Raw genomic sequence first — 25653 nt, forward strand, 5'->3', positions numbered from 1 at the left:
CGGCTGGCTAACTGGATAACCCAAATCGCCGCCCTTCTATATAAACAATGCGGCTTTCAGATCCAGGACAACAAATTTTAGTCACTGGGGATTCACTCTAGTAATCAAGATCAGTGCCTTTTATAGTCCAGCTTGCTCACCAGTTTATTTCTTCTGTAACACAGCTAATGTCCTGATCTGGCAAACCAACTCTAATCTACTAGAGCTATCGTTAGTTATTTCATTAAAGAACCGCGTTATTCCATCAACATATAATGGATTACCAATATCATGAAAGCAAATTAAGCCGTCTTTAGTTACATGAGGTTCCCAACTCTCAAAATCAAGTCTTGAGTTTTCATATGAGTGGTTGCCGTCAATAAATAACAGACGGATGGGATCTTGCCACTGTTTAGCTACATCTTGTGAATAGCCTTTAAAAACTTTGACAGTATCCATTAATCCTAGCTGTTGCATATTCCTCTCGAACTGAGGGTAAACTGAGCCTTGCTCAATAATTTCTGATGTTTCCTCAATACCACCTTTTTGATGTTCTGGAGAACCAAGGAAATGATCTACAGCACCAACCCAACCGCGATTATTGAATTTACATCCAGAAGCTAGAAACGCTGTAGACTTTCCGAAAAAACTGCCAATTTCTACTATGCAACCTTCTCCAGGAGCATAAGCCGCTAAATAATGTAGCGCACAACCCTCTACTGGTTCAAGAAAACCTCGGATTCCTGATAGAGCAATTGTTGTGTCTACTAGTTTGACAACATCTAGGAGTTCTGAACAATCAAAGAAAGCCATACTACAACTCTGCTACTTACTGATCTAATATTGACGTGAGTTCGATGCAATTAAAATATAGCTAACATTTAGTCAAAATTTGTTTTTTGTCATATTTTAGCTATCCAGTGGACATACTATATATTCCACTAGATAGTAGGCGTTTTTATTTAAATTAGTCAAAGCTTTAACGGCGTTTACCCTTGATAGATAAGGCTTTCAGAGGAAAGCGTTTGCTCAATTTAGTCAAGAATTAGTCAAAGGGAATTCTGAAGGGCTGAAAGAAGTGGGTGACGAGGGATTTGAACCCGCAACCAATAGATTAAGAGTCTACTGCTCTACCGTTGAGCTAGTCACCCACACGAATAACAATCATAGCACGACTTCTGACATTTAGCCAGTGCCGCGCCCAAAAAATGAATTAAAAGGGGAATTTAACAGTGAAGGTGGTTTGACCTGCTGCACTTTCTACATAAATTGAGCCGCCTAAATGTCTGACCATTTTCTGCACTAATGCCAATTCCAATCCAGTGCCGCTATGTTTCCAAGGATCGTGTTTAGAAAGGTGATAGAAAGGCTCAAAAATCCGTGACAGTTCATTGCTGGTAAGCTCTATTCCCGAATTGGTAATATTAAGCTCGATAGCATTCCCTGTCAGGTGAGCAAAGACTGTGATGTATTCACCGGCTGGTGTGTATTTGCAGGCATGGTTAAGCAGTTCGGTGACAATCCGCTCCAAATCAGTGATATCTGTCTCCAAAGGCGGCAAGGCACGATCAACAGTCAGGTTTAACTGCTGTCGCTGGCAATTGGTGAGGTCTCGAAAAGACTCGATAATCGGGTGAAGCCAGCTTTGAAAGTCAATGGCAATCAAGGTTGGAGGATCGGGTTCGGCTTCGAGATATGTGAGTGTGAGTAGGTCATTAATTAACTTGCTTTCTCGCCCACACTCGTTATGCAAAATTTGCAATAGTTGCGGAACTATTTCTATCTCTGATATTTCTGCTGGTGTGAGGACACTTTCGAGAGTCTGGACTGCAAGGCTAATGCTTGTTATTGGTGTCCGCAGTTCTTGAGAGAGGGTTCTGAGAAATTGGTTTTTTAGCCGATCGCGTTTTTCTAGTTCTTTTACCTGTGCCTGGTTTTGTTTGTATAGCTGGGCTTGACGAATGGCGATCGCACATTCATTTGCTACCTGCTGCACTAACTCAATTTCAAATTCATCAAAAGCCTCTTGTGATGGTCTTGTCAACCAAATATTTCCCAAAATCCCTTGAGTATCGAAAATTGGACAAGCCATCTGAGCCATAACTAGCAATTTTGGTTGCCATCCCGGCAGAATTTCTAAAAATTGTAATGGTTGTTTTTGCAACAACGGCTGATAAACTTCCAGACGGTCTGCAATCTGTCTACTCAATCCTTGACATGGGAGCAAGTTAATGCTGTATTCATAAGTGATAGTAACTAGAGTTTGGCAGGCGCTATAGAGTTCGATTTGGCAACGCTCAAGCTTCAGTAATTGTGCTAATTCTTGGGTGACTGTCTGCAACACCTGAGTTTCATCTAGACTGTCACGGATTTGTTCTGTCATCCGTCGCACCAAGGCTTCAAAGTTTCGCACCTGCTGCAACTGATTGAGGTGTTTCTGTTTTTGCAACTCCATCTGGGCTTTGAGATCCTGGAGCTGCTGATGAAGTTCTGCCTGTTGGACGGCAATGCCGATTTGAGTTGCCAACTGTTTGAGCAAGTCAGTTTCCGTTTGCTGCCATTGACGCGATTCTCGGCAATGCTGGGCAATTAATAGCCCCCACATATCTTGCTCTTGGAAAATCGGCACGACTAGATTAGCTCTGATCTGCAAAGATGCCAGGAAATTTATATGGCAAGGATGCAGCCCGGCTGCATAAATATCTTCGACAACTTGAATGCAGCTTCGTCCGTAGTGTTCTGGATGTTTGCTAGCCAAACAGGGATCGCTGATGTTTTTTCCCAAAAGAGGATTACTAGCAGCTACGGTTGATTCGGCAATGATCATTCCACTACCATCAGCCTCGAAGCGATAAATTAACACCCGATCGCAATTCAAAAACTGCCGGAGTTCAATTGTTGTCTGATGCAGAATTGTCTCTAATTCTACAGATTGATGAATCCGTCCAGCGATCGCTTCTAGCAGTTGCTCTCGTTCCATCTGGAGTTCAACGGCTTGTTCTGCTTGCTTAACAGGGGTGATATTGCTGCTAGTCCCAATCAGTCGATAAACCCTGGAGTTAGCATCCTTGAGTGGGGTGAGAGTCGTACTCCACCAAGTAGGTATTCCCTGGAATTGCAAACATTGTTCGTAAGAAATAGTTGTGCCGAAACTTACACAGTCAGCATAACGTTGACGCACCCTAGCAGCATCAATGGGGGAGAGAATATCTTCGGGTTTTTTGCCCCGGAGATCGTCTGAGCAAATGCCTATCCACCGCTCATGAGTGGGATTAAGGGCCACATATCGAAAATCTCCATCCTCCAGAACATCAACTACAAATATTGATGCCTGCACAGAATCGTACATGCTCAATAAAAATTGCTCGCTACTGCTTTTCTCATCTACTTCTGTGCCGAAAAGAATTTGAGGTGGTGATAATTTTGTCAACTCCATAGTTGATTCTGCTGGATTTATATTCATGCGAGAGTCCCTGTCTGGTATTACTGACTCTTCTAGGCGCTCTCTTGTCGTTAAGCTTGTAGTAGTAGATGCACTTTAGCGCCTATAGCAAAGTATTGTCAGTCGTTGCTCATCGAAATTTGGATCTTTCTCTACTTCTTGCCAGAAATCTAGGAAAGCTAATAGGAGTCAGCTTAACAAATCCTGCTTTTTGAAGGTGAAAATACATTTGCAGGTTAGGGCAAACTTACTGAAAACTGATTTTTAACAGTTTTTTCAGATTCTTGCACATATCTAAGTGCAAGCATAAGTATATATCAATTAAATTTATAATTCTTAATAAGAGAGTGGGGAGTGTCAACAAACAGGGAGTAGGGAACAGGGAGTAGGGAACAGGGAGTAGGGAAGACAGCATTGGTCGGGGCTTGAAACCCAGACATGAAGCTATCGTCTTGAAAGACGGGGCTTGAACGAAGATGGTTGTTGGGGAAGCGTCTTTTTCCCCTACTCCCTACTCCCGCCCCAACGGAGCTTGGTCAAAATCGCAATTTGTGGGCATTGATTCCTGTGAGGATAGCAACCAGCAGCCAAGTGATGGCTAACCCTATGACTTCGCCGAAGAATAACTGCGTTAAGTGGCGCAAGATCATCCCCACAACAGAACCCACAGGAATAGCAACAGCCCAACTTGCCGCAGAGACAAATATCCATCGCCATGCCTGATGCTGGGAAATTGCTAACCATTGTGCTAATCCAATCCCCAAACCACCAAGGGCACCATAAACTGCGCCTGACAAGATTCTCAGGGGAAGAATCTGAGTGCTAGGTACAATCCAACCCACGGCACCAATACCGATCGCAGTAATTATACTCCAACCCAAAAGACTTGCCAAAATCCACCTGATACAAAATATAGGTTGTTTGAGAAGACAGCCTTGAAAAAGTGCGATTGCAAATCCCCCGATAGCTGCTTCTACTACCCCAACATCGGGTTTTTCGCCAACTTCAATTAAGAGTAAACTCCATAAAAAACCGCCAAAAGTAGCTAAAATCCACAGCAATGTAAAGCCAAATTTAGTATTTCCAAGCGCAAATAACATCAAAGTTTCTTTGTTTTTCAGGAGGAGGAAGGCAGTTCTTGCAGGAGGAACCCACGCTTAAAAGTGTGGTGCTTAGGCTATGGACGCTTTGTATCTCGCGGCACATTCCATTCTTATTAGTATTTTTGATCCTATTGGGCAATAATCTACAACTAAAGTTTCTCGTAATATTTCTTTCCTCCTACCTCCTGTCTTCTGCCTTTGTTTGTAATAGTCTGACAGTTTTAGCATTAAACATATCAAAAAAAGCTTTGCGTCGTTGTTGGGGTGATTCAGGTACAATGTAACCCCAAAGACTCTCCCAGTAGAAAAAGGATACACCATCAAAATAGCGATCGCGCACTGCTTGAACTTGCTCTCTAACTTGTGCCATTTTCACCGGATTACCTACAGTTCCCGTTGATATACCAATACCTACAGGAATTAAACTTTGAGCCAATTTTACAGATGGTTGTTCTAGTTGAGCGATAAAAGAGTTTTTATCGTTTCGATATACCTGCAAAACTAACTCATTAACTAAACCTTTTTTTACCCAATTTTCCCAATCTTGCAAATAGTATTTGTAGGCAAAAGCTTGATAATTAGGAGACAAAGATATTTTGACTTTGGGTTTAACTGCTTTGATAGCTTGATAGATTTCTGCCATGAAGTCAGTAATTTTATCGGCTCGCCAACGCATCCATTCTGGGTTAAAAGGGTCGATAGGGGGACTTTTGCCTTGATGTTCTTGCTGGTAGAGTTTGATTGTGAAGCGATCGTAGCCAAACTGTACAGGCATTCCAAAATGATCGTCAAGCTGAATACCATCCACATCGTAATCTCTGATTACTTCTAAAATTAGCGATTGAATAAACTCTTGCACTTGTGGATGTAAAGGATTTAACCAAGCCTGTTTACTCACTAAAACATTGTCGATTTCTTCTGGTGGGGCATCTTGAATAGAGTTGATACCTTTTTGACCAATTGTTAACCAATCGGGATAACGCCTTGCTAATTGCGAATAATGAGGAGTCATGAACCCATATTCAAACCAGGGAATTACTCTCATATCTTTATTCTTAGAAAGTGTTACTATCTTTGCTAAAACATCCTGTCCACCATGCAGAAAGTTGAGCAAAGGTTGAGTATCCGAGCCTGTAGTCATTTTGGCTACGGCACTTTTATAAAAAGTATGTCCTCGGTTCCAAACTACAGGATAAATTGTATTAAAGTTGAGAGCCGATAATTGATTTATGGCACGGTTAATACCCCAAGGGACAAATAGTACACCACTAGCAACATTAGTGAGCCAAACGCCGCGAATTTCTGTAGTTAAAGGACTTGTTTTTTGGGAATAAACTGGTAGTGAAGAGGGTAAGAAAACTGTTAAAGCGACTACTAATCCCAAACACAGTAAGTAAGAAAAACAACGGCGAGCAACCCGATTCATTTGTAAGCGTGACCTAGTGCGATCGGAATATATATAACTACAAAATAAAGTTGCAATCCTCCGGATGATGTAAATAAATGATGATTTAATGCCTAGATATCAAATAATAAATGTGTCTTAGCAGACAATTATTACTAACTGCCGATAATTTTCGATACGCACATTAAAAGCGGCAACCAAGTTAATAGCATTATCACAGGTTCGTCCCAGGTTGATAACTATAACGAAAGTCTTGCTCTGTTAACTGGAATTACGGCATCAATGACCGCTAGTAATTTCATTACTTACTAGTACAGCACGACGGCAGTTTGCCTACTTTTAACAAGTTTTCGCAATTTGTCTCTATTCATCCCCACCCTACTTACTAAGAGTTGAGGGTGGGGAATTTCGTGTTATCTTAAATCCACATTTCTTAGTTAAGCGTTAAGCGCTTCTTCTTGATGGGTTTCGATAACGCAATCAGAAGTGGCATAGGCAACGCAGGTAAGAACCCATCCCTCGTCAATTTGATCGTTGTCTAAGAAGTTCTGATCATCTTGGTTAACTGTACCTGAAATCAGCTTCCCGGTGCAGGTAGAGCAAGAACCAGCGTTACAGGAATAGGGCAAGTCCAGATGATATTCTTCGTTAGCGACCTCTAGGATGTACTCATCATCAGGGACATCAATTACTTTTTCGCCGTCTGGGGTACGTAGTGTAACCTTGTAAGTTGCCATAAAAAATTCCTAACTCAATATAAACTCCATTTTCGATACTACGGGTTTATGTGCTGCTAGTCTAGAGTCAAATGTCATTAATTAATCTATATCTTGAGGCAGTTAGTGTGAACTGAAAGTAAGAGTAAAAAATGCTGCGATCGCTTCAGCAAATCCCTGAAATGAACTATAGTCTTTAGACACGATCGAAACATTCATACCCAACTTTTGGGCATTAGCAGTTGTATAAGGGCCGAAACATGCAATAATGCAGCCTTGATAATCACTTTGCGAGTTAACCATTGTCAAAAAGCTTTCTACTTCTGCTGTGCTACTGAAGGCTATTACATTGATAATTCCTTGACGTATCAGGTTTAATTCCACACCATAGATACTTTTGTCTAAACCCTGCGTAATATAAGTGGGTACGCGAGTTATTTCTATACCCAATTTCTGCAAATCCGTAATTAAATTGGGTACGACATCAGGCTCAGGTAAACCAACAACTTCTGGAGCAGGTATTAGGACTTTTTTCTCTTGAATTTGCGGAAGTTTCGCTAGTTCAGCCACAATTCCGGCTGGACTAGGTTCTGTTGGGATTAAATCTACCTTGCCACAAAAAGCTAATAAGCTTTCTGCATCTTTTCCTAAAGCACATAAGTGACATTTTTGCACTACAGATATAGGAATATTCAAATCATTCATGCGGTGAAAAAATGCAGTGATGCCATTTCTACTTGTAAAGACAATCCAATCAAATTCGTCTATGTGATTTAGAGCAGCATCTAACTGATTGTAGTTTGATAAATAGCAGGTTTCGATAGTAGGCATGAAAATAGGTAAACCACCTTGTTTGATGATTTGTTCGGATAACCTATAAGCATAATTTCTTGGTGCTGTAATTAAAATTCTCTTGCCATCTAGAGGTAATTTGCTAGATGGAGTCAACAGGTTGATTTCTCTTGATTGGGTGTGCATTTGTTTCTCAAAACAGAATTCAGGAGTCAGGATTCAGAATTCAGCATGAATTCTGGACGACGGCTAGAGTGAGCGCTCAGTTTAGCCGTCGTAAGCTGAATAATATAGCGCAATACAAGATGTAGAGACGCGATAAATCGCGTCTTGAAAGACCAATTATCTACACCAATAACCACAGGAATTCAGCAACACCAAAAAGCTGATGTAAATCCTAGCCATTTTTCTAGGGTGAATTCTCCCCATTTTTCCGATGCCATCTGTGTTGAGAAAACGGCACGATATGAACATCTAAGAACATTGGCGGAAAAATATTATGTCTTCATTACTGGCTTTGTCCAACAGTTTAGCTGACACCGTAGAAGAAGTTGGAAGTGCTGTAGTTGCCGTAAATGGGGGTACACGTCTTTCTCAAAGTGGCATTCACTGGCGTAATGGCATTATTGTTACCTCTGATGAGTCTCTCCAGCGCTATGACAACATCACTATTACCTTATCGAATGGTGGCACTGCACCAGTAATACTCGTTGGTCATGACTCTAGCACTGATATAGCTGTTTTTAAACTAGAAAATGCAGAAATACCTGTAGCAAAAGTTGGTGATGCCAAAACGCTTAAAGTTGGTCATCTAGTTTTAGGACTGGCAAGAGGTAGCGAAGGTGACTTAAGGGCAGCGATGGGTGCAGTCAGCGTGGTTAGCGGTGCTTGGCGAAGTATGAATGGCGGCAATATTGACCAATTCATCCGCCCAGACATTACCCTTTACTCTGGTTTTGCAGGTGGGCCGCTCGTAGATGCCGCTGGTTTTGTGGTAGGCATGAATACATCGGGGCGGCGCGGTACTGCTTTGACTATTCCCACTGCTACAATCGATCGCGTGGTTGATCAATTAGTGGCAAAAGGACGCATTTCTAAGGGCTACTTGGGTGTGGGAATGCAGCCTGTACGTTTACCAAAGAATCTAAAAACTGCTCTCAATTTAAGTTCGGCAACTGGGGTAATTGTTGTCAATGTTGAGGCTGCAGGTCCGGCTGACAATGCAGGTGTGCTGCTTGGCGATGTTTTGGTAACGTTCGATGGCGTAACTGTCGGCGATACAGGTGATGTGTTGGCGTTGCTTAATAGTAGCGATCGCATTGGTAAAGCTGTCAATGTGCAACTTATCCGGGGTGGAGTGTTAATTGAGTTAGCGATCGCAGTTGGCGAAAGACCTACTAAGGAGGAATAATGCCAATTGGGGATGAGTTTAACTAGCTTTGTCAAGATTTATCTAAATTTTCGATTCATTCGACCTTTTTGCTCAGACGTTGAGTTTCTGAACTCGGAACTCTCAGAATTTACTTTCCAAAGTTGGGTTGACTAATATCTTGTAGCATTCTCAATTATCCCAACCCGACTAAAAACTATTGTCAGTTCACTAACTTTACTTTGACATGGGGAAAAATTGCATAACATGGCAAACACAGCATTAACTAACATCGCTGCTGAATTGACAGAGGTAGTTGGTAAACTACGCCTACGCACTGTTAAAGTCAAAAGTGGCTCTTTGGGAGTCGGTTCTGGTGTAATTTGGCAACCCGACGGACTCATTATCACTAATGCCCATGTGGCAACTAGCAGCCGCGCAACTGTGGAATTGGCAGATGGAAGGGTATTTGATGCGGTGCGTACCCAATTTGATCCACAGCAGGATTTAGCAGCCCTGAAAATTGTTGCCACTAATTTAACTGCTGCAACCATTGGTAATTCTGAGGCGCTACGAGTGGGTGAATTAGTTTTGGCGGTGGGTAATCCCTTTGCTGAAAGTGGTGCTGTGACAACTGGAATTATCTATGCAAATAATCCACGGGCTGTTATGGCTGATTTGCAGCTGTATCCTGGTAATTCTGGGGGGCCACTTGCCGATTGTCAAGGCCTTGTCGTGGGAATTAACACCATGATTGTTAATGGTTTAGCTGTGGCAGTTCCTAGCAACACCGTTGAGCGTTTTTTACAGGGAAATAGCCCTAGCGAATGGAATTCGCGGCTACACAGGCAAAGTCCGCCTCCGCGGACTTAAGGTCAAATCAAGGTTTTGAAACCCAGGATCGGTAGCTTTTGTTTGTGTAGACGCGGTTTCTAACCGCCCGTTTCGCTGGTATGCAAATCGGCGATGTTTTAATTGGAGTTTCGGGGCGATTATTCACTACCATGAATGACTTAAGCAAATATCTCCATGAAAGTAAAGGATCTGTGCCGTTACAACTCCTACGCGGTAGCCAGCAATTCGTGATTTATGTTGCAGTACAAGCTGGGAAAACTGCTGTGGAGGCAACATGATTCGGGTGATGGTAGTTGCTACTTCCCCTGTAGTCCGGGCAGGGTTATCAGCTGTGGTGACAACCAATCCTCGGCTGACGGTTGTGGGGAGTGCATCCGATTTGGATATATTGGCAAGGGAAGTTGAGCAATTACAACCAGATGTGGTACTGGTAGATTTGAGTGGTAATCTGCAACAATCGGTATGGGAAAAATTGCTGGTTATTCAAGAACAGCAATATCCATTAGGCACGATCGTCATTGTTGAGGAACTCGATAGCATCGACTTAGAGACGGCATTACATTCTGGTATCCGGGGAATATTGCCCAGTACCAGCACAGAGTCAGAAATTGTCGCGGCTGTAGAGGCGATCGCTTTTGGTTTGCTAGTGCTGCACCCGGATGCTGTAGAATTACTGTCTATCCGAGAAAAAGTGGTAACGAATCCTGTACAAACCTTGACACCACGAGAGATAGAGGTTTTAGGAATGCTTGGGTCTGGGTTGGGAAATAAAGCGATCGCTAAACACCTACATATTTCTGAGCATACCGTCAAATTTCATCTCTCATCCATTTTTCAAAAGCTCAGTGTCTCCAGCCGCACCGAGGCTGTTGCTGTCGGTGTGCGACTCGGTTTGATCATGCTTTGATCAATAAATCTCTTGCATAAATCATAAATAAAAGGTATCAAAACTCTGGTTATTTATTTCTAAAGCATTCCGGAAACACGAGGGAATGTCAGAAAAAGTAAATAAAAGAACTTACTGAGTAACCAGGTCATGACTCACCACATAATCGGTAAATTACTACAAGGGCGTTACCAAATTGTCCAAAGCCTGGGTGCAGGGGTGTTTGGACAAACATACATTGCTGTAGACGTAGATTATCCAGAGAATCCCAAATGCGTTGTTAAACAGATTAAAGTTAGCAGTTCCGAATCCGGCTACTTGGAGATGCTGAGGTTACTGTTTCTGACTGAAACCCAAACCCTCAAGCGTCTGGGAAACCATGACCAAATTCCTGAATTTATCGCCTGCTTTGAAGAAGACGAGCGATTTTATTTAGTGCAAGAGTGTATTGAAGGACATGCGTTGACTGCGGAATTGCCTATTGATCAATATTTCGGGTGTCTGTGGAGTGAAAGCAAAGTTGTAGAATTTCTGATAGATGCCTTAGGTATTCTAGAATTTGTTCACTCTCAAGGCGTGATTCATTGCGATCTCAAACCAGAAAACTTGATCAGACGTAGTCGCGATCGCAAGTTAGTTATGATTGACTTTGGCTCAATCCAGTCTGTCGATTTTGGCATAGGTGCGGAATTGCCCATTTATCGAATTCCCGTCACTTCGTTGGGATACATACCGCCAGAGCAATTTATTGGTCAAACACAGCCCAACAGTGATATTTATGCACTGGGTATGATTGCCATTCAGGCTTTAACTGGGTTAGAACCACTACAATTAAAAGTTGATCCTTATAATAATGAAATTTTTTGGCGTTCTCAAAACACGCCAGTTAACGATTATCTAGCTACTGTTCTTAGCCAAATGATCCGCTACAATTACCAAGACCGCTTTGAGTCTGCGGGTGAGGTACTGCGGGTACTTAAGCAGATGGTATGGGAAACTCAGCCATCAGAAATATTAGAAGCAGATTCTCAATTTATTCTAGAAGCGGCGAAAAATCCTGCGTCTGTAAAATCATCCCTGTTATTCACAGGAATGAAAGTAGGACTGGCAGCTAATTCTTTATTGATGGGATTTGGTGTATATTCTTTAGTTAATAATGCACCTGCTTACTCAGAAACAGATACTTTATATAAAGCAAAAAAAGAATATCAAGCAGGTGATTTAGAAGAAGCGATCGCATTAGCTAAATCAATTCCTTCCCACAGCAATGTTTATCCAGAAGCGCAAGCCACAATTGAAGAATGGCAAGAAGAATGGCAAGTAGCGGCACAGCAATACGAAATAGCACAAATAGCTTTTCATGAGAGCAGATGGTCAGATGCTCTTCATGCTGCGGCTAAAGTTCCAAATATTTTATATTGGCAATCTAAAACAGATAAACTAGTTCAGAAAACATCTGTCAATATTGAAGTGCAGACACAAGATTTATTAGCAAAAGCTTACGAAAAAGCCGAGATAAAAGACTTTTCTGCTGCATTAAAATATCTGCGTCAAATTCCTCAAGAAAGTCATGCAGGTGCTTTAGTTCAAGAAAAGTTGGCTGAGTACGATCGAAAGCGGCAGATCAGAGCAGCCTATTTTTTACAAAAAGCCTATAAAAAAGCATCTATTGGTGATTTCAACCTGGCTCTAAAACTTCTCCACAATATTCCTCAAGATACTCTAGTTTATGCTCAAGCTCAAGTCAAATTGAATGAGTATACTCAAAAACAACGCATGATGCCTGACAATCAAAAGGTAGCTTTTGCAAAAAGAACAAATTTATTCGTTCCTAAAAACTCAGCTACTAGAATTGAATATTTTCAGGGAGGAAATTACCTGCAAGAGGTTAATATCCGTTAGTTACATCATAGTTGGGGCTTTAGCCATACAAACCAGGGAAGTTATTACTAAATGTGCTTTATTTACTTGATATCAACCGTACTATTGCTGAGTGCATCGCAGTCAACCGCCGAACAATCTGATCAATCTCCAAATCTAATATGCTGTAATCAATAACTGCCTGACGAATCGGTGTATGTCCTTGATTGACAGCTAACTCTTCTATCCGGGCTGTACGCAGTGCTTGCAGGTGCGGTTGGATTTTTTGCAGCGTTTCTTCCAAGTCAGGTAAGGGCGGTGGGGGAATTTCCTGCTGTATTGAATCAGCTAACTGCTCTAACATTATCGAAACTTGGCGAACAAAGGTTTCTAATTCTGGGAGTGGTACTGTTCCTCGAAAATGTTCGAGATGTACTGCCAAAACGGTGACGGCGTTAGTAAAACGTCCCATGTACAGCAGCAACGTCATCACTGGTTCTACTAATTCTTTATGCATTTTCGGTTCGCGTAGCAATCCTTGAAAGGAGGCTTGGGCATTGCCAATTGCCAGTCCAGTTTGTCGCCGTTGACTGATAATGGTAGAGTCACGCTCCTTTGTACCCTGGTAAACAGCCATCACATCCTGAAAGTATTTGTGACATTCTCGTAGCGCCGTGGCGAGTTGACTGGGTAAGCGATCGCGTTCCCAGTTTGGCCAGATAAAATAATGACTTGCAAAAGCCAGTCCCGCGCCAATTAATGTATTTAATACCCGAAAGCCTGCAAATTGCCAACCAATGGGATGACCAATATCGATAATCAGTAAGACAAATATTGACAGGAAAACTACTGAATACCCATAGTTGAAACGGATCAGGGAAATGCCAAAAAATACTGTCAGCAAAATGATTATGTCTAATACAACCTTACTCGTGATGGTTGCAAGTATGACAGCAGCTAAGATAGCTCCCAAGATAGTGCCGCCAACTCGCTGAAAAAACCGCTGGAAAGTTGCACCCAAGTTCGGTTTGAGGACTAGCATGATTGTCAGTGTTACCCAATACCCCATTGATAAATTCGTAACGCTGTAAAATATTACGCCTACAGCTAGAGCCACACCAATACGGAGAGCATGACGAAAGATTGCTGAGTCTAAGGTGAGGTTTTCTTTGAGTAAGCTTAAGAGCGATCGCTGTTCCTCTTCAACTAAAAGAAGTCTATCTACATCTCTGCGACTAATTTTGCTGCGATCTTCCAGAGATTTAACTGTCTGAGCCGTGTATTGCAATTGCTTGATCAGCTTTTCGATCGTTAGCACTAGGTTACTGAGAGCAACGAGAGTCGTGTAGTCTGTCTCACTCCCAGCAATTGCTCTTCTTTGCAGACTTTCTTGTTCCTTCAGAGCCTCATAGATGCGCTGAAGATTTCCGAGATCGATGCTAGCAGACTTGCGAGATATGACTTTCGCTATGGCTTGAAGAATAACTGATATTTCTGCGAGTGCATCGTCTACTAATTGCTGGACTGCGTAATATTGCTGTTGTTTAAAGTGAGTTTCTAGTAACTCTGTTAAGGCAATCACTGAACCAAGCAAGCGATCGCCATCTTGAATTAGCACCAAAAACTGCTCATTTATCCAACTCCGAGCCGACTGTCCAATCCGTAATGTACCTAAAGTAATGCGTGCTGTTTCTAATGCCTTTCTAATTTCGAGAATACTTTCAGGTGTTGCTACTTTATCTACAAATTTTTGAATGTAGTTGGCAATCGCATTTAAGCAGTCAGCTAAAGCTACCCGTAGTGGATCGTAAGGTCTAAAGGGCCACATTACTAAGGAAAGTAGCATCGCCCATCCACCTGCAATTAGACATAATAGCGATCGCATCAGTGCAGTTTCCAAGTTTCCTGGTTGTGCGATCGTGGTAATAAATGATGTCCCTACCACCAGACCAACATTTGCCCCAGCATTACCATAGAGCGACGCAAAACCTGAAGCAAGTCCCCAAATAAACGTCAGCACCACAGCTAGTAATGGAACTTTAGCGACTAGAGTACCCACAAATACTGAAACAGCTATTCCCACAGTAGCCTGTGCCATCGCCTTAGCTTTGATCCGGTAAGGGCCACCAACATTTGCTAAGTTAACAAAGTAAGCCATTAAACCAACCAATAATCCGCTTTCCCTTTGGTTGATCAGTTGCCCAATTAGCATGGGAATCCCCAACCCTAACGCAGCTCGTAACCCATTGGATATTGCTGGTTTTCCTGGCTCTGACTGAATCAGAAACTTGAGGAAATTACTTCGATTCAACTGCATTATTTTTGTTATAAAAACAAAACTTCTATCTGGATTTTCTTAATATAAAGATGGTCAGTATCAACCACCTTTATTCTGGAGGTTGACTGATAAAGAGAAAAAAGCTATTAAAGATCAGATTCACGAGAATGATATTGAATCTAAACCTATACAACCTAGTCATTCAGGAAAAAATAAACCGATAGAACAACAAAATCCGGGTAAAAGTGGCGATGTGATTTCATCATCGCCTAACAAAGTAGCAACTAAAACCAACTGTGCTTTTTCTCGCCGATAAACTTCAACTTGTTTAGTGAAGCGGTCGATAATCCAATACTCACGCACACCTTGAACTGAATAAAGTTTCAGTTTTGCTTCCTTGTCTCGAAGTTCGTTTTGTTTACCAGGGGATAAAACCTCTACTACTAACTCTGGTGCGCCTGTCAAATGTCCTGCTTCATCTTCAATTTGTGCCAGTTGTTCTCGACTTACCCAAACTACATCTGGTATAACGCTATCGGCTTGCGAAAAAATCACGCCTGGAGCGACAATTGTCTCTCCTAAACCACTCGAATCTGACCAAACATCGAGTTGTCGAGCGATTTTAACACAAACTTGTTGATGACGGCGGTGAGGAGTGCGAGTCACAAAGAGTTCTCCATTAATAATTTCATAGCGTGTCCACTCATTTTCGGGTAGAACCTCTAAATCGTGAATTGTCCACCGTACTCCCTCAATGGCTTGGTTCATAATTGTCCCCGTTTGCCTTGCTGCCTTCTTTGTTTAATTTTATCTTTCCTTTGGACAAGGCAGTTATGGTATTTAAATTAGAACCATAATGAAAAGCAAAAGTTCAGGCGAAACTCTGTATGCTGACATTTACCCAACTTAAACCACCTAGTGGCGATGCTGCGGTTACTTTTACTCTGGCGCTGACAGCAGAAGAACGCACCCGCAGTCGTCATCGCTTTGAAACTGAAGATGGTAAAGTTGTGTTTTTACATTTACCCAGAGGAACTGTCTTACACGATGGCGATATTTTGCAAGAAGAAACCCATAGCAATTTAATCAGAATTACTGCTAAACCAGAACTAGTTTTGACTGCCTTTGCCCAAACACCACTTTTATTATTACGGGCAGCATACCATCTGGGAAATCGTCATATACCTGTAGAAATTACTCCGACTTATTTACGCTTGTCTTCAGATTCGGTTTTACGTTCAATGTTAGAACAACTGGGGTTAGAAGTTAAAGAAGAAATTTTACCGTTTCAGCCAGAATTAGGAGCTTATGGACAACACCATCATGCTCACTGATAGCCATCTTTTGAGTATTTTGCAGTTGGCTAGCCCTGCTTTACCTGTGGGAGCATATAGTTATTCTGAAGGCTTGGAAATGCTGGTAGAAAATGGTACGATCGCTAACCACACACATCTCAAAGATTGGTTAAAAGCAGAGTTACTCTACGGGGCAATTCGGTTAGAGGCGGCGGTGATGGTGCGATCGCAGCAAGCCGCAAAAATGGCTGATATTGAGTCCCTATGCCGTTGGAATCTGTGGTTATCCGCCGCTAGAGACACAGAAGAATTACGCGCCTCTAGTTGGCAGATGGGGCGATCGCTGATCCAATTACTTGGTAAAGTAGAACCGCAGATTGTACCTATTGCCAATGCTGTGGGTAATCCTTGCAATTATGCGATCGCTTTTGGCATTGCCATTGCCCATTGGCAAATTAATATCAAAGCCGCATTACTGGGATATCTGCATAGCTGGGCTAGTAATTTGATTACTGCTGGTGTGAAACTGATTCCCCTGGGACAAACAGCAGGACAGCGGTTATTGCTAGATTTGCAACCATTACTCAGTGCTGCGGCATTGGAAATTCTAGGGTTAGAGGACGATCAGCTCGCCTGTTGTAGTTGGGGTTTGTCGCTAGCGAGTATGCAGCATGAAACGCAGTATACAAGGTTGTTTAGGAGTTAGTCATTAGACATCTCCGAAAAAGAATGTAGAGACGTAGCACTGCTACGTCTCTACAAGGACTCTGGATAACGCATATTTAATTTCTGGAGATGTCTATTGGTCATTGGTCAAAAACTAAGTCCTGATAACCATGTACCAAAGACAAATGACAAATAACAAAGGACAAATAAAAATGAATGCATTTAGAGTGGGAGTTGCTGGCCCGGTGGGTTCGGGGAAGACGGCTTTAGTTGATGGTTTGTGTAAGGGGTTGCGTGAGCAGTATCAGATTGCGGTAGTGACAAATGACATTTATACTCAGGAGGATGCTCAGTTTTTAGTGCGTTCTCAGGCGTTGGCTAGCGATCGCATTTTGGGTGTAGAGACTGGTGGTTGTCCTCACACTGCTATCCGCGAAGATGCTTCGATGAATTTGGCGGCAATTGAACAGTTAGAGGAACGTTTTCTCGATTTGGATTTGGTCTTTTTGGAAAGTGGCGGTGATAATTTAGCTGCTACCTTTAGTCCCGAATTAGTGGATTTAACGATTTACGTCATTGATGTTGCAGCAGGCGATAAAATTCCCCGCAAAGGTGGCCCCGGCATTACTAAGTCTGATTTATTGGTGATTAACAAAACTGACCTAGCACCTTATGTTGGTGCAGATTTAAATGTGATGGAACGAGATGCCAAAAAAATGCGCGGTGATAAACCTTTTATTTTTACTAATTTGAAAACTCAGTCTGGACTTGCAGATGTAATTAACTTTGTTTGCACAAATATCTGTTGAAAAAATGAGAATTTAGAGCTAGGGCGAATAGAATTCACGGCTATACAAACCAAGTCCGCCTGCGCGGACTAAAGAAAAATTGAGTGTTTGAAACCCACGGAGGTGGGTAAAGTCTCGTGTAGACAAGCCAGTGCGTTGGGCGGCTCCGCCGACTTGAAGCAACTAGCGCGCGGTTTCTAACTGCCATTTTAACTATAAAGCCCTCAGATGACGACTTCGCACCCGTTCAGCACTACCAGTAGGAATCGCAGCAATTAATTTTTGCGTGTATTCCTCTTTGGGTTCTTGGTAAATGCTTTCGGCTGTCCCTTCTTCAACAATTTGACCGCGATTCATCACTAAAATGCGATCGCTCATAAATTTCACTACACTTAAATCGTGAGAAATAAAAATATAAGTAAGCTGAAAGTCTGACTGTAACTCTTTAAGAAGATTTAATACCTGCGCCTGTACAGAAACATCCAGCGCTGAAACTGATTCATCGCAGATGATAAACTTAGGATTTAATGCCAAAGAACGGGCTATGCAAATCCGTTGGCGTTGACCGCCAGAAAACTGATGAGGATAGCGGTTAATTGCATCTGCACTCAATCCCACCCGTTCTAAAAGTTCCACTACTCGCTGGCGTCGTTGTTGCTTGGTCTTCCCAACGGCGTGAATTACCAAAGGTTCCATCACCGCATCGCCAACCCTCATCCGGGGATCGAGAGAACTAAAAGGATTTTGGAAGACTATTTGCATTTCCCGCCGCAGTTTTTGCAACGGTTCTCCTTTGAGGCTGGTAATATCTTGTTTCTCAAAGATAATCTGACCACTCATCGGCTCAATTAATCGCAGCAAGGTTCTGCCAAGGGTGGTTTTACCACAACCAGATTCTCCCACCAAACCTAGTGTTTCCCCTGGTTTGACATCAAAGGAAACGCCATTAACTGCCATATTGTAGCGTTTTGTCCCACCAAATACCCCGCGCACCGGAAAACCAACTTTTAGGTTGCGGATTTGCAGCAGGGGTTCCAAGTCATTGAAGTTTGCCAATCTTGCGGCAATCTCTTCGGTGGTAACTTCTATGGGTTGTGCGGGTTCTTTCGCCTGAATTACTACTTGTCCCGTTGGTGTCTCTTCTGCACTCATGTAATCAGAAACGGTGAGTAATTTTTGGGGACGGCGGTTGAGTGAGGGGCGACAAGCGATCAAACCTTTAGTATATGGATGCTGGGGATTGCTGAAAATTTGCCGAGAAGTACCAGATTCGATGACTTTGCCTCTATACATCACCGCTACTTCGTCAGCAATTTCTGAAATTAGCCCCAAGTCGTGGGTGATGAAAATCATTGCCATGTCACGGCTTTGCTGTAATTCTCGCAACAAGTCCAAAATTGTGGCTTGTACCGTCACATCCAAGGCTGTGGTTGGTTCATCAGCAATTAAGATTAATGGGTTACAAGAAATTGCCATTGCAATCATCACCCGTTGCAACTGACCCCCAGAAAGTTCATGAGGGTAGCGTTCTAGCATGGCTTCTTGATGTTCTTTAACCAACTGTGCCAACTTTGATGGTTCTAGTTTCGATGAAGTTTCGGTATACTGCTGTTGGATCTCCTCATCGCTAGGTAGGAGTTTTACTTCTTGCAGACCTGCGATCGCAATTTGTCTTGCTTGGGCTGCTGACACATTTTGATGTCGCACAATCGCTTCTATTAGCTGGAACCCAATATTATAAACCGGATTAAGCGAACTCATCGGTTCTTGAAAAATCATGGCGATGTCGCCACCCCGGTGTAACTGCATTTGCTCAGGAGGCAATTTTACCAAATCGATTGCTTTGCCATTCTCCTGCGGACGAAACCAGATTTCACCGCCAGTAACGATACCGGGAGTTTGCAACAAGCCCATCACAGCTAGGGCTGTCACAGATTTCCCACTCCCCGATTCTCCTACTATTCCTAGAGTTTCACCTCGATGCAGGCTAAAGGAAATACCATCCAAAGCTCTGTTAATGTTGCCATCACTGGGGAATTCAACTTGGAGATTGCGAACCTCTAGGACAGTTTCTCTCATAGGAGTTGGGTATGAATATTAACTTAAAATTATTTGGATTTTAACAATAGTTTTGATATACATGTGAGTAAATTTGGTTTTTACACTTTTTGGCAGTTTTTCACATACTTCCACAATATACACGCATTTGCGATGTAGAATTGCTTGTGATTTCTGCAAATTGCGATCAGATCATAGTATCGTCGCAAAAATGTTGTGTAGGCGTAGTCCATCGTAAACGTAGACATCGCTCGTTTAGGGGGTTACTTGGAACATCGACATAATACACCCATTGGTATTCAGGTACTGTGGAGGGGTTTGTCAAAATTGCACGATTTTTGTGAGGGGATATTTTACTTGAATGTCCTGTTTTTGACACAATCATGTGATCTAGCTGTTCGTTCAGACGGTCGCAGCAAAATAGATTACGTTCTTCTCTGTCCAATTTATTTTAGAAATGAACTTAAGCAACATGGGACTTATAGTGAATGGGAGAATGCAAGGCTAGGGAAACATTTAGGCTTTCACGTATTGAACTGTTGTGATTTAGGAGAGCATAATTATGAATTTATGTTGGTTGATTTAAAAAGAACTTATAGCATAAAGGCTGAGTTTTAATAGATTTTGTTTCCAAAAAAGAAAGTAGAGTTAGATTACTGCCACCTTATAGAGAACATCTTTCCCAATCATTTGCACGATTTTTTATGCGCGTATGTTTAAATCCTAAATAATATCTTTACTAAGCTATTGCTTCTTGTATAGATTCAGAAATATTGCTACGAGAAGACGCAATTTATTTATTATGCTTGCTGAGATGGAGAATTGATGAAATAAAAGTAGGTAAGCAATGTCTCACAAGAAAATGCAAAGAATCAACGCAGATAAAAAAATAGCACATCCTCAAGGATGGCTATTTGTAGAAATTGTCTAATCGTAATGTTAGTTAGCAAATTGAATACAGGCTCAACTACCAACTTTAGAACGGAATGTCATCTGGATCTGGTTCTTGCTCTTTCACTGCTGGATAAGTAGTTCGCTCATAATTTGTGGGTTGGGGTACGGGTTCGTAACTTGGCGCTGGGGTAGGCGCTGGACGTGCTGCTGACTCGTAAGTGGGAACATCTTGCTGTGGAGGACGAGATGCTGAAGGTGTTTGTCGTTGAGCAGTTTCAGTGAATGATGGAGTTACAGTTGCAGAGGGTAATGGATCAGTATCAAAACTACCTCCAACAGATTGAATTTGCTGCACTGTCAATTCAGCACGTTTTTCTTTAAAACCTTCTTGACGCTCAACAGTATTCATCGTTAAACGTCCTACCAAGATGACGCGATCGCCTTGGTGGTAGTTTTGCTGAATTTCTGTCGCTAAATTCCCCCAGCCAACAACTTTCAGTGTGGCTGGTGGATCTTCTGGTTTCAGGGAATTGGGAAACTGCACTAGCATTTCCGTGACTCCCAGATTATCCGCTGTATAGCGGAGTTGCGGCTCGTTAATAATTTCCGCCATTAAAACGCAACTGTTCATTAAAATTACTCCTGACTGCAAAAAGTGCTAATTGAAAAAGAGGGGGTTTTTCTATGTAGTGCCAATTAATATCTAGATAGGTTTAATTGTTTGCATTTTTTAATAATATTTGAACAAATTTTCTAACATAATTTAGGACTCAGAATTCAGTAGTCAGGAGAATACTTGATGAATGAATATACCAATCATAACTAAACTCCTTATCAATTCTGACTTCTGACTCCTGGGTGCTGAATTCTTTTTAGTTATTTCTAGCATAAAAGCCAAGCGATCGCTTTGAACAGCATTTAGTATACTGTTCGCCACCCTCGCTTGACTAAATTGAGCATTCAATTCTGCATGAGTAGTATAATTGTACCATCCATTTAAGAAATAGAAAAAATTATTGGCAAAAATTAAGTCTTGACGTGAACCGGAAAAACACCCAAGGCGATCAACCTGGCGGGAAGGTCGCGCAAGATGGGTAAGCGCAAGAACGCAGGTGGTACAAAGGTACGATTTGAGGTGAGAATCGGGGCAAATACCCGCTTTTGGATAAAAGTTTGAAACGCCTGAATGATGCGTGTGGGCAACTCGCGTTGATGCTGTACTTTTGCTAGATCGCTAAGTTGTACTTGTCGGTTCTTGAGGGGTTTGCTGAGTGCATTCGCCGCAACAACAGCATCTTGAATCGCGTAGTTGATCCCAACTCCACCAACGGGAGACATTATATGAGCTGCATCACCAATGAGTAACAATCCTGGATGATACCAGCGTTTGACGCGGCTGGACTCCACTGAGAGAAAAGCTATTTGTGACCAATCATGTAAATTTTGAATGCGTTGCTGGAATTCTGGCACTACTTCGACAACAGATTTTTTTAATTCCTCTAAACCCGCAGCCCGCAGTTGTTGATAGCCTCCCTTAGGGATGATATATGCAACTTGCCACTCATCACCACGGTCAAGCATGGCAATGATATTACCTTGACCAAAGCGCCCCATTCCCCCCTCTGGGTCTTCTGGCTGACGCGGTAAGCGAAACCAGAGGACATCCATTGGTGGCGAGGTTTCGATGGACTCAAACTCACCCAGGTGGCGTAAACGTGAGTGGCGACCGTCTGCACCCACTGTCAGTATTGCCCGGATTTCATGCCAACCACCGCCTCCCCGATAGCGGACACCTTGAATCACGCCATTTTCGGCAATTAATTCCTGTACATTCGCACCCATCACCAGATGGAAACTAGGATATTTTTGTGCTTCTTGGGTGATGAACTCCAGGAATTTCACCTGGGGAAGCATTGTAATGTATGGGTAGTGGGTTTTCAGATGACTAAAATCTGCGAATGTGACAGTATCTTGAGCAGTTTGAATACTAATTTGGCGCATTTTGGTATGGGGAAGTTGTAACAAGCGATCGCTAAGTCCCAATTCCTCCATAATTTCCATCACCGATGGATGAATCGTATCGCCGCGAAAGTCGCGATCGAAGTCTTTGTGTGCTTCCAGTAACATCACAGAAATGCCTTGACGCGCTAACAACAGCGCCAATACTGCTCCTGCTGGCCCCCCACCCACAATGCAACAATCTGTGGTTTGTACGTCTACGATGTCATGGATAGGATTAATACTTGGGTCTTGAGAAAGATTTTTAGGTACATCGGTAGTCATAACAACACCTCCTGACAGCCCTAAAATTTAGGGTAGTTTGCTTTTGATGGTGCAAGCTATTTTTTTAACTTTTCGTATTTACCCTAAACGTGTATTATGATTGGCGCTAAACTGTCATTGGTCATTGGTCATTTGTCATTTGTCCAATGCCCCTTAAGAGTGCTGAGTAATGAGTGCTGAGTGCTGAGTGGGGAATCTCATTTCTTTACTCAGGACTGGGAACTCGGAAAAGAGGAACTGTTTTGCCCCATGCCCAATCCCCAAATTAGTTGTGTCCCAAGTTGTTTTAGAAAACGTTTATAAAAGTTTTTCCTCACGTCAAGGGGAAAGTGTTACCTCACAAACCCAATTTCACCTCACACCTGGGGATAAAATTGATGCAACGCAAGATCGTGCAGGAAGTGTCAACGTCTTGCGGCGGATTAACCTGACGATCGCAGATGGTGAGTTTATGGTGCTGGTAGGCCCTTCTGGTTGTGGTAAAAGCACCTTGCTGCGGTTAATCGCTGGCTTAGAAGTGATGACTGGAGGTAATATTTGGGTAGGCGATCGCTTAATCAATGACCTACCACCCAAGGAACGCGACATCGCAATGGTGTTTCAAAATTACGCCCTCTATCCCCACATGACGGTGTATGACAACATCGCCTTTGGGTTACGCCGCCGTTTTGGGAGAGCAGGAGAAGAAAATACTCCCTCATCCCCCTCATCCCCTCATCTTCGGACATGGGCAGAAACTCTTTTTGTGGGAGCGACCAAAAAGTTACCTAAAGGACTGCGCTACATTTCTGACAAAGAACGGGCGGTAGATGTACAGGTGCGTAGTGTTGCTCAATTGTTGCAAATCGAAACATTACTGAATCGCTTACCCAAACAGCTATCTGGGGGACAAAGACAACGGGTTGCATTGGGACGAGCGATCGCGCGTGATCCCCAAGTATTCTTAATGGATGAACCGCTTTCTAACTTAGATGCTAAACTGCGGGCGGAAACCCGCGCCCAAATTGTCAAATTGCAGCGCCAGTTGGGGACAACGACGATTTACGTTACCCATGACCAAACCGAAGCGATGACAATGGGCGATCGCATTGCAATTATGTCTGAGGGTAAAATTCAACAAGTTGCTTCTCCCCTAGAACTTTACAACCGCCCTACCAACCTTTTTGTAGCAGAGTTCATTGGTTCACCACCGATGAATTTTATTCCTGTAGAATTTCATGCCCCTCTATTGATTACTCATTCCCAGTTGCGTTTCACCCTCCCCGAAGTCTGGGGAAAAGCCCTACAAAAATATGATGGGAAAACTCTAATTTTAGGCATTCGCCCAGAACACTTAAACTTGAGTATGCCTGCCACCAAAAACCTACCTGTACAAGTAGATTTGGTAGAAAATCTCGGCAATGATTCCTTTCTAGCTGTTAAGATTGCCGAACCAGGATCTCAACCTGCTGCCACAGCCAATTACCTGCAAGTGCGAATACCACCAGACCGATTTGTACAACCTGGTGAGCAACTTTGGTTATCGTTAACTCCAGAGAAAATTCACTTTTTTGACCCGGAAACTGAGTTAGCAATATTTCCATAGAATTAATCAACAGAGAAACACAAACTTACCAAATTTTAGATTTTAAATTTTGGATAGACACCATAAGCAGAACCAAATTCTTAATTTTGGATAAAGTCGAGTAAAGGAGTGGTACAATAACAGCGACTATTTAACTGAGAACAATGCAATGAGAGGATATTAGCGGAAGATGCTTTAAATAAATCATTAGCATTTAAAAATAACTCAAATAGTTTCTAAGTAGTTCCGAAACTGTATGTTGCAATAATGTCAACTTGAAGAATTCTTATTTGATGTGTGTAAGCTTCTATGGTCAAGCGATCGCTCCAGGGATCAGTCACCGGGATTGAACAAGCCAAAAAAGCGTTTGCTCAGAAGGGGTGGACACAAGAGAATTTGGCTTTTGAAGTCAACTTAAAGACTCGCCAACCAATTTGGCGGTTTTTTAGTGGGCGTTCGGTTGACCGTTATATCTTTATAGAAATTTGCTCTGTGTTGTCGTTGAATTGGCGGGAAATTGCGGCTAATCTTCCAGAGGAATTAAGCGAATCAAAAGAACTTGGTGCTGCTGAATTTTTAGATATTGATGCTCTAGTACAACAAGTACGATCGCAACGCTTTGACAAAATTCAAGACCAGTGCGGCACTTTGCAGTTATTAGATGTTAGTCGCCCCGTTAGAATCGACGACATTTACATAGATGTCAACATTTTGGAGGAGATTGCAAGCTTTCAGTGGTTAGAGTTTGCTGACTTGCAAAAGTTTACATCAAAAGAATTTGATCGCTTTGGTTTAGGTGAAGTATCCCAAATAGAAATCGCGGGGATCACGGCAGTTCAAACTTACTCAAAGCTACGGGTGTTGGGTAAACCGGGAGCAGGTAAAACCACTTTTTTACAACATCTGGCGATTCAATGCAACCGAGGTAGATTTGCTGCAAATCGGGTTGCCATTTTTGTCACCTTAAGAGATTTTGCCGACGAAACGAGAGTTGCAGGAGAGTTCAATTTACTCAACTATATTTGCCAGGAATTCCTTACCTGTGAGATTGCAGATCCATCTGTGCTTGAAACTTTGTTGTTGTCAGGCAGAGTGTTGGTGTTGCTGGATGGATTAGATGAAGTGCTTCATCAAGAAAGGAAGGGTGTCGCCAATGAGATTCGCAGATTCTCTGAAAAGTATCAAAAGAATATATTTGTCGTCACCTGCCGCACGGCGGCTAAAGCTTTCAACCTTAGACGCTTTACAGATGTTGAAATTGCCCCATTTAGTCAAGACCAAATTGTTGCTTTTGCTCAGAAGTGGTTTACAGCACTTACAAAAACGAACATCCAGAATAAACAAGAACAGGCAATTGAGTTTATTAAGAAACTAGATTTACCCGAAAACTTACAATTTCGTAGACTTGCCGTCTCCCCCT

22 protein-coding genes and 1 tRNA gene are annotated in these 25653 nt (G+C 42.4%); 11 read left to right on the plus strand and 12 right to left on the minus strand.

Going from position 1 to position 25653, the window contains the following annotated elements; all coding sequences use genetic code 11:
* Window positions 1-144: 144 nt before the first annotated feature.
* From V7K67_RS17090 to V7K67_RS17120, 7 genes are all read right to left on the minus strand, one after another.
* Complete coding sequence (locus V7K67_RS17090) at window positions 145-792, minus strand: class I SAM-dependent methyltransferase (protein WP_335167627.1); 648 nt, start codon at window positions 790-792, stop codon at window positions 145-147.
* A gap of 266 nt (window positions 793-1058) precedes the next feature.
* A tRNA-Lys gene (locus V7K67_RS17095) sits at window positions 1059-1130 on the minus strand.
* A 62-nt stretch (window positions 1131-1192) separates the two neighbouring features.
* A complete protein-coding gene (locus V7K67_RS17100; RefSeq protein ID WP_335167629.1) occupies window positions 1193-3442 on the minus strand; it encodes a PAS domain-containing sensor histidine kinase in 2250 nt (749 codons plus the stop codon).
* Between the two features lie 515 nt (window positions 3443-3957).
* Window positions 3958-4521, minus strand: a complete 564-nt coding sequence (locus V7K67_RS17105) for a hypothetical protein (protein ID WP_334729155.1) — start codon at window positions 4519-4521, stop codon at window positions 3958-3960.
* A 181-nt stretch (window positions 4522-4702) separates the two neighbouring features.
* Window positions 4703-5950, minus strand: a complete 1248-nt coding sequence (locus V7K67_RS17110; protein ID WP_334729154.1) for a glycoside hydrolase family 10 protein — start codon at window positions 5948-5950, stop codon at window positions 4703-4705.
* Between the two features lie 416 nt (window positions 5951-6366).
* Entirely contained in the window at window positions 6367-6666 is a 300-nt protein-coding gene (locus V7K67_RS17115) for a 2Fe-2S iron-sulfur cluster-binding protein (protein ID WP_334705739.1), read from the minus strand.
* 102 nt (window positions 6667-6768) lie between these two features.
* Window positions 6769-7623, minus strand: coding sequence for a uroporphyrinogen-III synthase (locus V7K67_RS17120; RefSeq protein ID WP_335167631.1), 855 nt, complete (start codon window positions 7621-7623; stop codon window positions 6769-6771).
* A 144-nt stretch (window positions 7624-7767) separates the two neighbouring features.
* On the opposite strand from V7K67_RS17120, the gene V7K67_RS17125 reads away from it, so the two are divergent.
* The 6 genes from V7K67_RS17125 (at window position 7768) to V7K67_RS17150 (ending at window position 12449) form a co-directional block, all read left to right on the plus strand.
* Window positions 7768-7974, plus strand: a complete 207-nt coding sequence (locus tag V7K67_RS17125; RefSeq protein WP_334705737.1) for a hypothetical protein — start codon at window positions 7768-7770, stop codon at window positions 7972-7974.
* A complete protein-coding gene (locus V7K67_RS17130) occupies window positions 7937-8848 on the plus strand; it encodes a S1C family serine protease (protein ID WP_334729151.1) in 912 nt (303 codons plus the stop codon). Before V7K67_RS17125 ends, V7K67_RS17130 begins: the two co-directional genes overlap by 38 nt.
* A 225-nt stretch (window positions 8849-9073) precedes the next feature.
* Complete coding sequence (locus V7K67_RS17135; protein ID WP_334729150.1) at window positions 9074-9679, plus strand: S1C family serine protease; 606 nt, start codon at window positions 9074-9076, stop codon at window positions 9677-9679.
* Between the two features lie 131 nt (window positions 9680-9810).
* Window positions 9811-9939, plus strand: coding sequence for a hypothetical protein (locus tag V7K67_RS17140; RefSeq protein WP_335167634.1), 129 nt, complete (start codon window positions 9811-9813; stop codon window positions 9937-9939).
* Window positions 9936-10568: a response regulator transcription factor gene (locus V7K67_RS17145; protein ID WP_334705733.1), complete on the plus strand. Its 633-nt coding sequence runs from the start codon at window positions 9936-9938 to the stop codon at window positions 10566-10568. Before V7K67_RS17140 ends, V7K67_RS17145 begins: the two co-directional genes overlap by 4 nt.
* A gap of 129 nt (window positions 10569-10697) precedes the next feature.
* Window positions 10698-12449, plus strand: a complete 1752-nt coding sequence (locus V7K67_RS17150) for a serine/threonine-protein kinase (protein ID WP_335167636.1) — start codon at window positions 10698-10700, stop codon at window positions 12447-12449.
* Between the two features lie 58 nt (window positions 12450-12507).
* Here the strand turns inward: V7K67_RS17150 and V7K67_RS17155 are convergent, their stop codons facing one another.
* Together V7K67_RS17155 and V7K67_RS17160 are read right to left on the minus strand one after the other, a co-directional pair.
* Window positions 12508-14724, minus strand: coding sequence for an FUSC family protein (locus tag V7K67_RS17155; protein ID WP_335167638.1), 2217 nt, complete (start codon window positions 14722-14724; stop codon window positions 12508-12510).
* A gap of 159 nt (window positions 14725-14883) precedes the next feature.
* A complete protein-coding gene (locus V7K67_RS17160) occupies window positions 14884-15453 on the minus strand; it encodes a Uma2 family endonuclease (RefSeq protein ID WP_334729146.1) in 570 nt (189 codons plus the stop codon).
* 119 nt (window positions 15454-15572) lie between these two features.
* Between V7K67_RS17160 and ureE the strand changes: the two genes are divergently transcribed.
* The 3 genes from ureE to ureG all read left to right on the plus strand — a co-directional run bounded on the left by ureE (window position 15573) and on the right by ureG (window position 17455).
* Complete coding sequence (ureE, locus tag V7K67_RS17165; protein ID WP_334729145.1) at window positions 15573-16019, plus strand: urease accessory protein UreE; 447 nt, start codon at window positions 15573-15575, stop codon at window positions 16017-16019.
* Window positions 15994-16686: an urease accessory protein UreF gene (locus tag V7K67_RS17170; protein WP_335167640.1), complete on the plus strand. Its 693-nt coding sequence runs from the start codon at window positions 15994-15996 to the stop codon at window positions 16684-16686. Before ureE ends, V7K67_RS17170 begins: the two co-directional genes overlap by 26 nt.
* Window positions 16687-16858: 172 nt before the next feature.
* On the plus strand, window positions 16859-17455 hold the full coding sequence (ureG, locus tag V7K67_RS17175; protein ID WP_334729143.1) for an urease accessory protein UreG: 597 nt from the start codon (window positions 16859-16861) through the stop codon (window positions 17453-17455).
* Window positions 17456-17647: 192 nt separating this feature from the next.
* On the opposite strand, the gene V7K67_RS17180 is transcribed toward ureG, so the two are convergent.
* From V7K67_RS17180 to V7K67_RS17190, 3 genes are all read right to left on the minus strand, one after another.
* Window positions 17648-19513, minus strand: coding sequence for an ABC transporter ATP-binding protein (locus V7K67_RS17180; RefSeq protein WP_335167642.1), 1866 nt, complete (start codon window positions 19511-19513; stop codon window positions 17648-17650).
* Between the two features lie 955 nt (window positions 19514-20468).
* Window positions 20469-21017 (minus strand): single-stranded DNA-binding protein, encoded by a 549-nt coding sequence (locus V7K67_RS17185; RefSeq protein ID WP_334729141.1) that lies wholly within the window; start codon window positions 21015-21017, stop codon window positions 20469-20471.
* A 395-nt stretch (window positions 21018-21412) separates the two neighbouring features.
* Window positions 21413-22669, minus strand: coding sequence for an FAD-dependent oxidoreductase (locus tag V7K67_RS17190; RefSeq protein WP_335167644.1), 1257 nt, complete (start codon window positions 22667-22669; stop codon window positions 21413-21415).
* A gap of 271 nt (window positions 22670-22940) precedes the next feature.
* Between V7K67_RS17190 and V7K67_RS17195 the strand changes: the two genes are divergently transcribed.
* Window positions 22941-24254 carry an ABC transporter ATP-binding protein gene (locus V7K67_RS17195; RefSeq protein WP_334729139.1) on the plus strand — a complete coding sequence of 438 codons (1314 nt, stop codon included), beginning with the start codon at window positions 22941-22943 and terminating at the stop codon, window positions 24252-24254.
* Window positions 24255-24542: 288 nt separating this feature from the next.
* A partial coding sequence (locus V7K67_RS17200; protein WP_335167646.1) for an NACHT domain-containing protein occupies window positions 24543-25653 on the plus strand: 1111 nt, incomplete at its 3' end.

It is taken from the genome of Nostoc sp. (assembly GCF_036917155.1).
Taxonomy (GTDB): Bacteria; Cyanobacteriota; Cyanobacteriia; order Cyanobacteriales; family Nostocaceae; genus Nostoc.